This window comes from Desulfotomaculum sp. (assembly GCF_982386235.1).
Genome location: NZ_CEVWQM010000014.1, coordinates 23,899 through 38,385, shown reverse-complemented (window position 1 = coordinate 38,385; position 14,487 = coordinate 23,899). Strand labels below are relative to the sequence as shown.

The following is a 14,487-nucleotide window of genomic DNA, read 5'->3' as shown; positions in this document are numbered from 1 at the left end:
TCACCTCAAATATTTTTGTTTATTGGCATTATGCTCGGCTAAGGTTTTACTAAAGACGTGGGAACCATCCGGTTTAGCCAGATAATAAAGGTAGTCCGTTTGGGCCGGAGTAACAGACGCCAGCAGTGCTTCCTTACCAGGTGAAGCAATTGGTCCCGGTGGTAACCCAGGAATTTTATAGGTATTATAGGGTGAATCTACCTCTAAATCCTTATAATATATTTTTTCCCTGTGTCCCCCAAGGGCATACTCCACCGTGGCATCGATTTGCAGCCTCATACCAATCCTTAGGCGATTGTGAATAACGCTGGAAATTAACACCCGATCCTGATCTACCTTCGCTTCCCGTTCAATCATGGAGGCAATGGTCACAGCCTGGTGTAAAGACAAATTCATGTTTTGGGCCTTTTCTTCCAATTGAAGATCCTTAATTTGACGCTCCATGCCCGCTAGCATTACGTTAATAATATCTTTCTCCGTGCTATCTAAACCTATATGATAGGTTTCTGGGAATAGATAACCCTCTAATCTCCTTTCTCCAGCTGGTAACTCCTTCATAAAAGAGTATTGGAATTGACCCTGTTTTAATAAATCCTTAAATATTTCTTCCTGGATGAACCCTTTGCTGGCCAATGTATCGGTAATCTTGGCCAAGTTATATCCCTCAGGTATGGTAAAACCCTTGGAAGCGATTTTACCGTGAATCAGAATATGTAAGATTTCCTCCACAGACATGGTTGGATTCAGCACAAAATAACCCGCTCTAATTTGATTATCCAATTTTTGATAGCGGGTATAAAGTTTAAAAGTCTGAGCATTTTGGATCAGACCTTGCTGTTTTAATAATATAGCAACTTGTCCTGTGGTCGTATTAGGGGCAATCCGAACCAAGGTATCCACCGCTTTGCCAGCCGAATCAACTGGTTCCAACGTGCTACGTGCAAAATCAAAACAGGCACCTACCAGTACTAGCAAAACTAAGAAGTATATTCGTTTTTTTGCACGGTATTTTTTAGCCAAAAACAACACAACCTTATATAATTTAACCAATTATATCATTTATCTACTAAATCAGACAAGGAATGCGTTCGCAATGTAAAAAGGGAGTGTCGCTTGCCTACAAATTAGTAGTTTCGCAACATTCCCTTTTCGCTTACTTAATTTATTCTTTTACTGGTTTCCTCTGGCAGGATTGGCTCAAACAAAACCATGGGATCAGCCAATCCCTTAATCACTTCATCCAGGACCAAGTTCATATGAACCCCTTTGGTGGCTACCACTGGTATGATGGGCTTGGTGCGGTAAATCCGCTGCAGCAGTTTTAAGGTGGTAGAGGTAACATCCCGTGGGGTCTCATCAATCTTTGTTACCACCAATACGTCTGCTTCATCTAAAAGAAAGTTACCAGCTTCCATGATAATTTCTCCCTTTAAGCCAGCAGGTATGATGGTTACCAATACATCCGCCAGTTTGCGGCATTCCTCGGACTTATAGCCATCGTTAATGCCCACCGCCTCAATCAAAACCACATCTGGCAGTGCTGCCGTCTGGGGAATATCCCTTTGCGAAAGGTTACCCAATTCCAATACGGAGCGCACCTTATTTAATTCTTCTAAAGCCTTGCGTGCATTTTCAATCAGTTTGTTCTTTTCCTTAATTTGATTAATGGCATTACGGATAACTCTATCAATATCCGAGATAATATCTCTGCCTGGTTCAGGAACAGCAATGGTAAGGTAACTAGGGTCTATTCCTTTATGCAAATAGGGTTTTTCATCCTGTACACCGGAGCCAACTGCCAAGGGCTTGTAATTCCTATTCTTTAAACCTTTATAAAGTTCGCCCAATATGGTTGACTTTCCGCCATCATTCCGACCACAAATTACTATTTTTTTCACTGGGCCCCCTCCTTGACCACAATTATCCTTAGGTAAATTTATATGTCCGAGGGCCGGGAAATTTTCCATTAATTTAAGGAAATTTTTATTAGCTAATGATTATGGCAGTTGTACCAATTGGTGGTGTTTTACATGTATGGTTATAGATGCTACTATACATTTTTAACAAAATTAAGTTGTGCAGTAACCGTTCCTAAATAAACCCATATAATGTCATATATACCAAAAGGGCCTATGTTTTGTAGGTATTAGGAATATTTAGGAGGATGATTTATATGAGTCAATCGGCTGATGTAGTTTATCAAGGATGTACCCAAGTGGTTTGCGAAGCTATCTCCCATGTGAAGCCGCCCATGTCGAAGATAGTGGGAGAAAATTTTGATGCAAAGGTCACTCACTATATCACTTTTTGTGATAAGATCCTAGTCAAAGGAACAATCGAAAGGACCGTATTGTATTTGCATCCACATCATCACAAGGAAAATCAATGCTGCAACCAAAAGGGCCACAATAAAAATGACTGTCATGATGAATGCAAAAACAATAGTATAAACTGCAAGAAATTTTCTTGTAAGCAAGTGGATTGCTATGGAGGTATCGTTCATTTCTTTGAAAATATTTATGAATTTACTGCAGTTGTCAACGTTCCCGGGATTAGGGCCGGAGATATCTGCAAGTTTAATGTCTTTGATGTTAAGATAAAAGATGTCAGCGACTTCTTTGTACTGGATTGTGATAAAAATGGCCTGGTTACCAAAGGTAAAGAATTTTTCTTGTTGGATATAAGAATCAAATGCAAAGGCAAAGGAAAGTGCCACAAATAAATCATACAGCGGTCATGAGCCATGAGCTTACAACTAAGTCTCATGGCTCATGACTTTTTCCATATCCAAGTCCAGCCTAACGGCAATAAAAAAAGCACCTCCCACTATCTAGGAAGTGCATTTTTTGATATTAACATATTTTTAATTTTTTCACCTTATGAGGACATTTAGAACCCTTTGAGCCCTTAGAATGCTTAGGAACTTTCCAACCATTGGAGCATTTACTACCTTTTGACCCTTTGGAACATTTACTACCTTTCGATCCCTTTGACCCTTTAGAGCATTTACAGCCCTTGGATCCCTTCGACCACTTGGGACCCTTGGAGCATTTACTACCTTTCGATCCTTTGGAACCATCCGAATCCTCGCATCCATCACTACCCTTGGAGCCTTTGGAACCATCGGAATTCCAACAGGAATCCCAGGGGTTATTTTTCATAAACATTCTTTTTAGTTCATCAACGTTTTCATCGCAGAATAATTGTCTTAATTCATTCTCATTCAAATCCCTCATCATAACACTCCCTTATGAAAAAATTCCCTATGCGATATAGGTTTTCATACATAATATGGGTTATCTTACGTTTTGTGCTAAATGAGAGAAATGAAATTGAATTATATTCGTTAAACTTCTGTATACTGGGTCACATTCCAATTGATGCTTTATAAAATGTTAATAAGATTTGGTGAAAGGACTGTTGTATTCTATGAATGAAAGTACAGCAAATATACCAGCCTATTCCCTTTTTATTAACCCGAAAGATCTGCAAGAGTTAAATCGCGATATATGGCGTAATGAACATGTGCCAGCCCAGTTAAAAACAAACCAAAACTCTTTTAAAATCGAGATTGCCTATCGGGGTGCCCTCACCCGGGAATTGCCCAAAAAATCCTACCATATCCTTTTTAAAAAACCTGGCCGCTTTTTAGGAGGCAGGGAGATCCATTTAAATGCTGAATACCTTGATCCTTCTTTGCTTCGTAATAAACTGTCTTTTGATTTTTTTAGAGACCTCAACCTACTAAGCCCCGCTGCCAAATTTGTTCTATTAAAGCTAAATGGATCTTTCAAGGGTGTCTACCTTCATTTAGAATCCGTTGATGATCTGTTTCTAAAGAACAGGAATTTACCAGCAGGGGCTATTTACTATGCCCGTAATGATGATGCAAATTTTTCCTTACTCAACCCGGATAACTATGAAGTTAAGAAATCCCTATTGGACGGATACAAACAAAAATATGGCTCCCCATCGGATGATGGCTTTCTCCGTGAACTGATTTTCAAAACCAACACGGTTCCCCGGGCGGATTTTGCCAAAGAAATCGTTAAACATATCGATATTGAAAAATACCTGCGCTGGTTGGCAGGAGTAGTATGCACCCAGAACTACGACGGTTTTATTCAAAATTATGCCCTGTACCGTAATTCTGTCACTGGCTTGTTTGAACTTATCCCCTGGGATTATGACGGCACCTGGGGGCGCAGTTGTCATGGCAAGGAAATGGCCTACCATTACGTTCCAATTCAAGGCTCCAATACCCTTACAGCACGGATCCTTGATATCCCCGCATTTCGTCACAGCTATCGTAGATTATTAGAGGAAATCCTAGAGACTTCCTTTACCAGGAACCTGCTTGAACCAAGAATTACTTCTTTATACCATCTGCTGCGACCCCATATCCCCTTGGACCCGTATAAAAAGGATGATATAGAAGGGTTTGATGCAGAACCTGAGTATATTATTCGTTTTATCGTAAACAGGAACCATTATTTAAAGGAGCAATTCGTGGCATTAAAATAATTTAGAAAGGCTTGGACGATAGAAAATGCATCGTTTTATTGAGTTTTTGTTCCCGCATTTATTAAACTATCTGGTCGATCCCTTTTTCATAAATTTGTCTGATCATCTCATCAATCTCAGGATCACTAATGGCCAGATCCTTAATTTCGTAGCGTTCGGAAATTTGGTTAATTAATTGGGAGGCGGATATTTGCCGGCGGTTAAAGCGCAGCCATTTGCGGTTACCCTCTTCACGGATAACTTCTGCTCCCGCCACAGAAAACCCTGATTCTTCACTCTCCAAGTCAATAATTAGCAGACGATGCTGGCCAAATTTTTCCTTAATCTTGGCCAGTTCACCGTCATACATAACTTGGCCCTTATCAATTAAAATCATGCGCCGGCAGAGTTTTTCTATATCGGACATATCGTGGGTGGTTAAAATAACCGTGACGCCCCGTTCCTGATTAATTTCCTTAATAAAGGTACGCATTCTTTCCTTGGCTACCACATCCAGGCCAATGGTTGGCTCATCCAGAAAGAGGATCGAGGGATCATGCAAAAGGGACGCAGCTATATCTGCCCTCATTCTTTGGCCCAGGGAAAGTTGGCGCACGGGAGTCTGCATAAATTCCCCCAGCCCTAAAATCTCAGCAAAGGTGTCCATGTTTTTCCGATAGCGCTGCTGGGGAATTTGAAATACCTGCTTGAGGAGTTCAAAAGATTCAATGGCAGGCAGATCCCACCAAAGTTGTGTCCGCTGGCCAAAGACTACACCAATTTGCCTGGCATTTTTTTGCCTTTCTTTATAGGGTACGATACCATTGATCAAAATGTCTCCGGAGGTGGGTACTAATATTCCCGTCAACATCTTGATGGTGGTGGATTTGCCGGCACCATTGGGTCCGATATACCCAACCACTTCTCCGGCCTTGATGGTAAAGGAAATATCTTGCACTGCCATTTTGCTTAGATACTCCCGGTGAAAAAGGCTGCGTACAGCCCCCCACATACCCTCTTGCCGCTTGGCCACATCATACTGTTTGTATAAATGCTTAACTTCAATCAAACTCATGATTTCCTCCGTTCTTAGGAGCCAGCACTCTTATAATGATTTAAACCATGCATCCAAAAACGCAAACAGAGCCAAAAGAAAATCGGGCCTACCACCGGACTTAAAAACCCCCAATAGGGTGCATACCCGCCGCCGGTCTTATCCAATAAAAGCAAGGAAGGCAGGTAATTGACAAAGGCAAAGGGAAGGATAAAGGTGACTACCCACTGTACCCCCGGAGGGTAAATGGTCAGGGGATAGTTCATGAGGCTTTTGGCGGGCCACATGACTGCCCAGTATAATCGTTCCGACCGGGTGGTCCAAAAGGCGATGGCTGATATAAGGATTAAAAGTCCACCCTGGATCAGGGTGCCGCCAACCACTGCTCCCCCAAAAACAAGCCATTTCCAGAGGGGCCAGTGCATTTGAAGGTGATGGTAGGCCAATGCCACAGCGATCGTACTAAATAAAAATTGACCAAAGGCACCCACATCAAATTTCATGGCCATGAAATGAAAAAAGGGGTGCATGGGCCTTACTAAAAAACGGTCAAAGGTACCGTTAACAATATATTGATCCAACCCCCTAAAATGAAAGAAAAAAACCATGCATACACCCCAGGATAAAACCGCCAGGGCAAATAAAAAAATCAATTCCCAAAAGGTCCAGCCCTCTATGGCACCAAAGGAATATAGTAACACCCACATGGTAATAGCCGTACCGGCATAGGTCATGGCCCAACCCAAAATATTCATGACAAAGGCATAGCGATACTGCATCTGGGCACGGATGCTGGCACCTACCATATATAAGTACATACGAATGTTCCTCAACCAAATCTGCGGCATGAATCTTAGCCCCCTTGTACGACTACTTTCCTCGATGCCTTTAGCCAAACATAGCGTAAAACTGCATAAAACACAATTAGCCACATCACTTGCCCCAAGAGGGCATGGATCAAAGCCTGTCCAGTAAGTTCACCGATAAAAATAGAGTTGGGTACAAAAAAGATGGCTTGAAAGGGCAGCCATCCGGCCAAAGTGGCCAACCAGCCAGGAAAAAACCACAAGGGAATTACCGAACCAGAGAATAGTGAAATAGAGAAATAAAAAATATCTTCTACCCCACCTGTTTCCACCAGCCAAAAGCTAAACAGGCCAAAAGTTAGTTCAATACAGTAGCGTAACAAATAGCCCAAGACCGCCGACACCACAAACATACTCCATTGGTAAAGGGAGCTGGGCAAGGTGGTATCCAGCAGATAAAACAACAAGCCATAGAGAGGCAAAATTGCCGTTAAAAAATAAAAGGCAATGCTGCCAAAATCAGAAAACAACATACGCAGCGGGTAATCGTAAGGGCGCAGCAGTTCCATAGCAATATCCCCTGTGCGCACCCGCTCCTGTATCTCCCAAAGGGGTGTCCCGGCCCCATGTATCCCCTGCAGGGCTTGACTAATCAAGATATAGCCTAACATGGCCTCAAAGGATACCTCTTCCACTGTATCCTGCCCGCCATATAGCCCATACCAGATAAAACCCCACATGAACAATAACATAATATTTGAAATTACCCTGATCCAGGCATCAAAACGATAGGCCACTGCCCTTTGAAAGGATTTGCGGGAAAATTCCCAGTACAATCTTAAACTTCCCATTGTCTCACCTAATCTAAAGTATACTGATCAAAGAATTCCACGCCGTTAACAGCATCAACAAAAAATGAAAATGGAGGTCCTACCCCCATCCGCTTCGCAGGGTTCAGGATAGCCTCTTTTATTCGTTTCACCCTGTTAACGATTATGTAAAAACTATACTAGTAAAAAGCTAATCCCGTCAATTATTGAATAAAGCACCTTGCCAAAGCAAAGTGCTCTACTTTTCTCTCAGTCTCAGGTTAAATCTGTGCTAAGGTACGCTTTAAAAACTCCCTGGTACGTTCTTGTGTTGGGTTATTAAAGATTTGTTCCGGAGGTCCTTCTTCTGCTATAACTCCCTTGTCCATAAATACTACACGATCAGATACCTCTTTGGCAAATCCCATTTCGTGCGTGACAATTAACATGGTCAGACCAGATTCGGCAAGTTCCTTCATTACTTTCAGGACTTCTCCTACCATCTCAGGATCAAGGGCTGATGTTGGTTCATCAAACAACATCACATCCGGTTCCATAGAGAGTGCCCTGGCAATAGCCACCCGTTGCTTTTGACCACCTGATAATTGTCTTGGTTTGGCGTTAATATATTGATCCATACCAACAACCTTTAAATATTGCATGGCTATTTTTTCCGCTTCTGACCTAGACCGTTTTAGCACCTTTATTTGTCCGACTACACAATTGTTTAAAACGTTGTGATTATTAAATAGGTTAAACTGTTGGAAGACCATACCCAACTTGGTACGGTAAGCATAGATATCATGCTTATCATCCAAAATGTTTTCCCCTTTATAAATAATTTGACCACCACTTGGTTTTTCTAATAAATTAACGCAGCGAAGAAGGGTTGATTTGCCAGATCCAGATGAACCAATGATACAAACTACTTCTCCTTTGCTAACTGAAAAATCTATATCTTTTAAGACTTCGTGGGCCCCAAAGGATTTACTTAAATGTTGAATATCAATTATCTTTTCCATATGCTCCCTCCTCCGTCTATTTAATTTTGTTTTTTACGCAGCTTGTCTTCCGGCCTTTCTAATTGCATTTGATTACCTAACAGAATGTAATCATCGGGACCATCCAACCGCTTCTCAAAATAACGTAAAATTCTCGTTACTGTGTAGGTCATAATAAAGTAAATAATACACGCCACAAAGAATGATTCAAAATATCTAAAGTTGTTTCCTGCAACCGATTTTGTTTGGAAGAATAATTCCGAGACGGAAATTACGTTAAGCACCGAGGTGTCTTTGATATTAATAATAAATTCGTTGCCTGTTGCCGGTAGAATATTACGAATGACCTGTGGTATGACTACATTCGTCATTGTTTGAAAATGATTCATACCGATGGCATGGGCTGCTTCAAATTGTCCTTTATCAATCGATATAATACCACCACGAACGATTTCTGACATATAGGCCCCTGTATTAATCGATACGATAAAAATTGCTGCTACCAATCTGTTCATATCCACACCAAATGCTAAGGCAGAACCATAATAAATTACCATAGCTTGTACAATCATCGGTGTGCCACGGAAGAATTCAATATAAGCAGAAAGTAAAGCATTGATTACTTGGAGAGTGATCCGTTTGGCCCCACGTTCCGGCAGGGGAATGGTACGTATAACTCCTATTAGTAAACCGATGATAGATCCTATAATAGTACCAATAATAGAAATTAATAGTGTTATTCCCGCACCTCGAATGAACATTGGCCCGTAGTCTGCAACAATTTTTACGATCCATTCAAAGCTCATTTTTCTCCCCCTTATGATAAACGTCATAAAACCGGGTGCATTTTAATGCGCCCGGTTTCACTTAATCTTTATTTAGCTGCCGGTTGATTTTTAATAGCAGTATCCATGATGTTTGTACGTTCCTCTTCTGAGATACCTGCTAAGATGTTATTGATTTGTTCGGTTAATTCACTGCCCTTTTTAATACCTACTGCAATTGCTGTATCATCATCGGATGTATTAAAACCTTCATTAAATTCTACCATAGCAAATTTTGGGTTAGCTGCTGAGGCACTAACACCCTCTGGACGTTCCGATACATACCCATCAATAATTCCTGACTCTAAAGCAACCCTCATGGTTGGGAAGTTATCCATTGCCGGCTGTTTGGCTACACCTTCAATTTGATCGATTACTGAATAGTGGAAGGTATTTAATTGGGCCGTTACTTTTGCCCCCTTGAAATCTTGGATGGAGGTAGCAGCTTCATAATTGCCACCTTTTTTAACAACCATAACTAAATCCGATTTATAGTAGATATCTGAAAAATCAATGGTCTTTTTACGTTCCGCTGTTGGTGACATACCTGCAATGATAGCATCAATTTTACCGGATGTTAATGCTGGTACCAGACCATCCCATTCCGTTTTAACAATGACTAATTCTTTACCCAATCCCTCTGCAATCTTTTTAGCAATTTCTACATCGTAACCGCCTGCATACTCGCCACTGCCATCAATCTTAACACCACCGTTGGAATCATTCATTTGTGTCCAGTTGAATGGTGCATATCCACACTCAAGTCCTACCTTAAACGTTCCGCCTGCAGCTGACTCATTATTCGTCTTGGGGCTGCTAGATCCACAGCCTGTTACTAGTAAAAGCATCGACAGAGACATTGCTAATAATAGTAGCACCTTTTTTCTCATAATTACTCTCTCCCCCTATTATAATAAATTAAATATACTATTCGATACTCATTCGGTCAACATAAAGATTTTGAAAAAGTAAATTGCAAAAATATTCTTTACATTTTTTAATATTATCATCATTTATTCGTTAGATCAAGAAAAAAACCAGCCATCATAAACAATTAAATAGGTGCTAGCATTCCATATATATTCCTCTTATCCATAAATTTACATACACAAGAATAACCGCAATGCTTATTGCCTGCGGTTATTCTTATAACAAATTGATAACCTTATTTTAATATAAGCTATCCTATATTTTATGCTACCTATATAGCTTAGCTACTCTCTTAAACTCTCGGTTTAAGGGATATTATTCTGTAGGTCACCGTTAGTCTCACTTGAAGGATCATTGCTCACCTGTAACTTAGGGTCTTTAAGAATGGTTCCCGGCGGTGCTATTCCCTGTGAGATAATTTGATTCCTTGCTTTATAAATACTGGTTGGCAATCTTTCGACCTTAATCACTTTATTGTCTTTCATAACGATGCGTTCTCCAGTGGCCCTAAAACCCTGGCCACCTTGCTGCCGCACCACCCGATCCCCCATGGGTATCCCACGATCCTCTTCAACGATCGTTTTGGGATCGTAGGTCTCCTCAATCCAGCTGCGAATGACTACATCCCTTTTAAAATCTGAATTGCCAAAGATTTTAATGGTTAGAGTACCTCCCTTAACATAGGATTGTATATACAGCCAGTAATCGGTATTATTCTTAAATTTAAAATCAATGGCATCAAATACTACCGTAGCATCCCTGCCAATGGGGATATAGGTAATTGGTATGCTATGATTTTTTCTTTCAATGACCTCTAAGTTAGCCAGCAGCACAGCGTTATAAAGTGTGGTGGAAACCTGACAAACACCGCCACCCAGTCCGTCCACCATCTCATTATTAATAATTACCGGAGCATTTTTATAGCCTGCCTCGGTACTGCGTGGCCCCACAACTTCATTAAAGGAAATAACTTCCTGGGGGCTAACTGTCAACCCATCAAGAGCCGCCGCTGCCACACTCACATTATAGGCTCGATTAACTTTGCTGGGGTCAAATTGGGTAGAAAACATTCCTAATAGCGTATCCACCCCCATGGACTGGATTTCTTCTGTGGTTCGTACTGGCGGTACCTCAATTAATTTCAAATCAATGGGTGATTGACTGCCAGCCAATAACGATTCCTTAATGTTTAATTCTAATTGTTCGATATCAATTAATCTGCCATTATGGCCAGGAGATATTTCCACTGTTTGATCTGAATTTATGATTAAACCAGCCTCCCGGGGTGGTAGAATAATAATCTCTGCTACCTCCGTCACATTTCTTTCCAATAACTCTTTGTCTAAGGAGATTTCTGGTTTTAAATAGATCCCCCGAAAAGCCTGCCTGCGCTCTAAAAACTTTTGCCACGGGGATCCTTGACGTCCAATGGCCATAGCCCGTTGGACCTCTCTTGAACAGTCTATCTTTAATCCCACTTGATCCATCGGCAATACCCAGGTTAAATCGTCGTATTTTACTTTGATTGGCTTTTTAAATTGTTGTTCCAGCTTTTGCATCGAGAGTAAGGCTTGGTTATAACTAAGCAGGGACATGTCCTGATTCTGTATATATATGCCGGGTAATATTTTATTTTGAGGTGCAAAACTCATTTGAGAGGCTATCAAAAAAACGACCATCATCATAATAACTGGTAAGGATATTAAAGCAAATAGCTTTTTTCTTTTTGGCCCCAAAGCAATCCCCCCCTCCGAACGTAGAACTTATCCTAGCTATATCTTACTAGGGACATGCATTTGCTATTCCTATAAAAGTGCTGGAAAATAGAAAAAAACCAGACAGATTAAAATGCCCTTTAAGAGGATCCATTTTAATCCAGTCTGGTTTTCTTTAATATTTTATTTACTCGCCGTCCTCAGCGGTTACCATCTCTTCCCATGCATCGGCAACCTTTTCCCACTCTTCATCACTTTCAATATCTACGAGAATTTCATTATCGTCTTCGTCCTTGGCAAATTTTAGAATAACTGCCTCGTCAGTCTCATCTTCTACAGGTAGTAAAATTGCATACTCGGAACCCTCTACTTCTATAACGTCGATAACGTTAAAATCATGTTCAGCTCCATCTTCATCAATAAGGGTAATTACTTCATCTTGTTCCGGCATAATCTGCACCTCGTTTCCAAAAGTTGTCTGTATTGTATCCAAAAAAACATTTTCTGTCAAGAAATTCCTAATTAATAATGGTTTACTTTGCCCCAGCGTCTAAGTAACCCTGCAAAATAACCGCAGCAGCCATTTTGTCAATGACTTTCTTTCTTTTGCTGCGACTGACATCCGCTTGGATTAACATTCTCTCTGCGGCCACTGTACTCAATCTTTCGTCCCAGGTCTTAATTGGCAAATCAATATTTTCTTTTAAATCTTCAATAAAGGCTAACACCTTTTCACCCTGGGGACCAATGGTGGCATTCATATTTTTGGGCATGCCCACTAAGATTTTCTCCACCGCATATTCGTCTATTATTTGGCATAAACGATTAATATCTTTTTCTAAGGTATTCCGGCGAATAACTTCCAAACCCTGGGCCGTCCAACCCAAAGGATCGCTTAAAGCAACCCCAATGGTTTTGTCACCCACATCCAGGCCCATAATCCTCATCTGCAAATCTCCATTTCTATATAACTTTGATAGCAAAAAGCGGACATACTGCGCCACAGTAACCACATAGGCGACACAGTTCCCCGTCTACTCTTGCCTTCCCCCCGTGTAACTTCAGGGCCCCAGCGCCACACTTTTGGACGCAGGCACCACATCCCTCACACCAATCATCAATATGCAAACGCCGTGGTTGCCTGGCTACCCTTTCCTGTAGATCCTCTGGTATATAAGTTTGGCTAAAAAAGCGAGTATTATAATCTACTTCGTTAAAATTTTGCATACCGACAGCAATGGAAGCCAATTCTGGGATACCCAAGACAAAGTTTAATGCCTCTTGGGAATTGGCAAGTAAATTGCCCCCTCCCAAGGCTTTCATGCCATAAATGCCCTTTCCTGCGGCATGGGCCATTTTTATAGCAGACAGCATCTCCGCTGCACTGCCATCGGCAATACCCACCCCTGCCCTATTAATAATGGGATGAATGACCTCAAGCTCTGGCATGTCCACCGCAGCCCTGACCGCTGCCACATGGTGGGTAGAGATTCCCACAGCCCGTACCAAACCTTTGCTCTTGGCCTCCAGTAGATACTCAATGGCCTCCCAATGCCCCTTGATGGTCAGTAGGGATTCCTGTTCATGAAGCATAAAAATATCAATGTACTCCCGGTCAATGCCTCTAAGGGCAGCCTCCAAGCTTTCCTTCATGCCATCTCTGGTATAGGCATAGCACTTACTGCAAATAATCACTTCTTGTTTTCTATTTTTTATGGCCTCACGAATATATGGATAGGTGCCATACAATTCGGCAGTATCCATAAAATTAACACCCCGGTCCAAGGCACTGGCAATCACTGCCGCTCCTTGCTCCACTGGTAAATTAGCCTGCAAGGGTCCAATGGTCAGAGCCCCGAAACACAAACGGGACACCGTTAACCCTGTGTCCCCAAGCTCTCTATATTCCATATTACACCTCCAACAAAAACAAACCCCTATGAGGGGTTATTTCTGCTCCAGGTAGTTTTTAACAAGTTCTTCTAGCAGCTCGTCTCGTTCCAATCGACGGATCATACTGCGAGCATTCCCATGACTAGTGATATAGGCTGGATCACCAGATAATAAATAACCTACCAATTGGTTTATGGGGTTATAGCCTTTTTCCTTTAATGCGGCATAAACAGCCAGCAGTATTTCACGGGCCTGGTTAACTTCTTCCGCCTGGACTTTAAACATTACTGTTTCTTGTGAAAAATCTTGAGCCACGGCAAAGACCTCCCAGTCCTAATATTTCCTAACATAGAAATATTAATTCAACATTATCTTTCATTTTCCTTTTATATTTCTAAAATAAATTAATATTGTATACCTTATACAAATCCCCCCTAAGCTGACAATAGCGGTAAATACTACTGTCTCCCAGGGGGGATTTGTTTATACTGTAATTAATAGGACATTAATCTAAACAGATGCTGCAGCAGTGGGTTGACGTAGGGTGTTCCCTCTTGCCGCGAGGTTTCCCTTTTGACATCTTTTCCATTTGCAATGGGTTCCTGCATTTTTGCTTTAACCTTGGCATACTCTTGATGAACACTTTCCATTTGCACTGAGATGGTTTCGGCTGCTTCCTGCATCTTCTGCATAAAAAGCATAAACTCTGCCATTTCCTCTTTAAAGCCTGGCCGGCGGTTTAAACCCATCATCAGTAACGTTCCCATAACTTGAATATGATCAACGCTTAAGTTTAAGTTAAGGCCTGGTATACCAGTCTGTACCGGCAACCCCTTTGACGGGGAACCGGGCCTCCTAGGTTGAAAAAACATCAAGACCCCCCCTTCCTAAAAACACAAGATTTCTGATCTTTCATCATATGACTTTTTGGAAGAGAAGGTTACAAGTATAG

At 41.4% G+C, this 14,487-nt stretch carries 16 protein-coding genes; 2 read left to right on the top strand and 14 right to left on the bottom strand.

The genetic code is table 11. The features are described 5' to 3' along the window. Both mltG and AC1U9Z_RS09835 read right to left on the bottom strand, forming a co-directional pair. Entirely contained in the window at positions 1–1,029 is a 1,029-nt protein-coding gene (gene mltG, locus AC1U9Z_RS09840; protein ID WP_333531370.1) for an endolytic transglycosylase MltG, read from the bottom strand. 128 nt (positions 1,030–1,157) lie between these two features. After that, positions 1,158–1,898 carry a P-loop NTPase family protein gene (locus AC1U9Z_RS09835; protein ID WP_333531239.1) on the bottom strand — a complete coding sequence of 247 codons (741 nt, stop codon included), beginning with the start codon at positions 1,896–1,898 and terminating at the stop codon, positions 1,158–1,160. Positions 1,899–2,173: 275 nt separating this feature from the next. On the opposite strand from AC1U9Z_RS09835, the gene AC1U9Z_RS09830 reads away from it, so the two are divergent. Both AC1U9Z_RS09830 and AC1U9Z_RS09825 read left to right on the top strand, forming a co-directional pair. Further along, positions 2,174–2,722, top strand: coding sequence for an SPOCS domain-containing protein (locus tag AC1U9Z_RS09830; protein WP_479957289.1), 549 nt, complete (start codon positions 2,174–2,176; stop codon positions 2,720–2,722). Between the two features lie 707 nt (positions 2,723–3,429). Then, the gene (locus AC1U9Z_RS09825) at positions 3,430–4,524 is read left to right on the top strand and encodes a CotH kinase family protein (RefSeq protein WP_479957288.1); all 1,095 of its coding nucleotides are present in this window, start codon (positions 3,430–3,432) and stop codon (positions 4,522–4,524) included. A gap of 61 nt (positions 4,525–4,585) precedes the next feature. Here AC1U9Z_RS09825 and AC1U9Z_RS09820 read toward each other — a convergent pair whose 3' ends face one another. The 12 genes from AC1U9Z_RS09820 to AC1U9Z_RS09765 form a co-directional block, all read right to left on the bottom strand. After that, entirely contained in the window at positions 4,586–5,578 is a 993-nt protein-coding gene (locus AC1U9Z_RS09820) for an ABC transporter ATP-binding protein (RefSeq protein WP_479957287.1), read from the bottom strand. Positions 5,579–5,592: 14 nt separating this feature from the next. Then, on the bottom strand, positions 5,593–6,405 hold the full coding sequence (locus AC1U9Z_RS09815) for an ABC transporter permease (RefSeq protein WP_333531234.1): 813 nt from the start codon (positions 6,403–6,405) through the stop codon (positions 5,593–5,595). 5 nt (positions 6,406–6,410) lie between these two features. Further along, positions 6,411–7,199, bottom strand: a complete 789-nt coding sequence (locus AC1U9Z_RS09810) for an ABC transporter permease (RefSeq protein WP_479957286.1) — start codon at positions 7,197–7,199, stop codon at positions 6,411–6,413. 254 nt (positions 7,200–7,453) lie between these two features. Further along, entirely contained in the window at positions 7,454–8,194 is a 741-nt protein-coding gene (locus tag AC1U9Z_RS09805) for an amino acid ABC transporter ATP-binding protein (protein WP_333531232.1), read from the bottom strand. 20 nt (positions 8,195–8,214) lie between these two features. Beyond that, positions 8,215–8,979 (bottom strand): amino acid ABC transporter permease, encoded by a 765-nt coding sequence (locus AC1U9Z_RS09800; protein WP_333531231.1) that lies wholly within the window; start codon positions 8,977–8,979, stop codon positions 8,215–8,217. Positions 8,980–9,047: 68 nt separating this feature from the next. Continuing rightward, positions 9,048–9,887, bottom strand: coding sequence for a transporter substrate-binding domain-containing protein (locus tag AC1U9Z_RS09795; RefSeq protein ID WP_333531230.1), 840 nt, complete (start codon positions 9,885–9,887; stop codon positions 9,048–9,050). Between the two features lie 345 nt (positions 9,888–10,232). Continuing rightward, positions 10,233–11,663, bottom strand: a complete 1,431-nt coding sequence (locus AC1U9Z_RS09790; RefSeq protein ID WP_479957285.1) for a VanW family protein — start codon at positions 11,661–11,663, stop codon at positions 10,233–10,235. 166 nt (positions 11,664–11,829) lie between these two features. Next, entirely contained in the window at positions 11,830–12,093 is a 264-nt protein-coding gene (locus tag AC1U9Z_RS09785) for a DUF1292 domain-containing protein (RefSeq protein WP_333531228.1), read from the bottom strand. Between the two features lie 82 nt (positions 12,094–12,175). Continuing rightward, positions 12,176–12,589: a Holliday junction resolvase RuvX gene (ruvX, locus tag AC1U9Z_RS09780; protein WP_333531227.1), complete on the bottom strand. Its 414-nt coding sequence runs from the start codon at positions 12,587–12,589 to the stop codon at positions 12,176–12,178. A 16-nt stretch (positions 12,590–12,605) separates the two neighbouring features. Next, the gene (locus AC1U9Z_RS09775) at positions 12,606–13,553 is read right to left on the bottom strand and encodes an aldo/keto reductase (protein ID WP_333531226.1); all 948 of its coding nucleotides are present in this window, start codon (positions 13,551–13,553) and stop codon (positions 12,606–12,608) included. A gap of 36 nt (positions 13,554–13,589) precedes the next feature. Then, positions 13,590–13,850, bottom strand: coding sequence for an IreB family regulatory phosphoprotein (locus AC1U9Z_RS09770; RefSeq protein ID WP_333531225.1), 261 nt, complete (start codon positions 13,848–13,850; stop codon positions 13,590–13,592). A 179-nt stretch (positions 13,851–14,029) separates the two neighbouring features. Continuing rightward, positions 14,030–14,407, bottom strand: coding sequence for a hypothetical protein (locus tag AC1U9Z_RS09765; protein ID WP_479957284.1), 378 nt, complete (start codon positions 14,405–14,407; stop codon positions 14,030–14,032). Between the last annotated feature and the right edge of the window lie 80 nt (positions 14,408–14,487).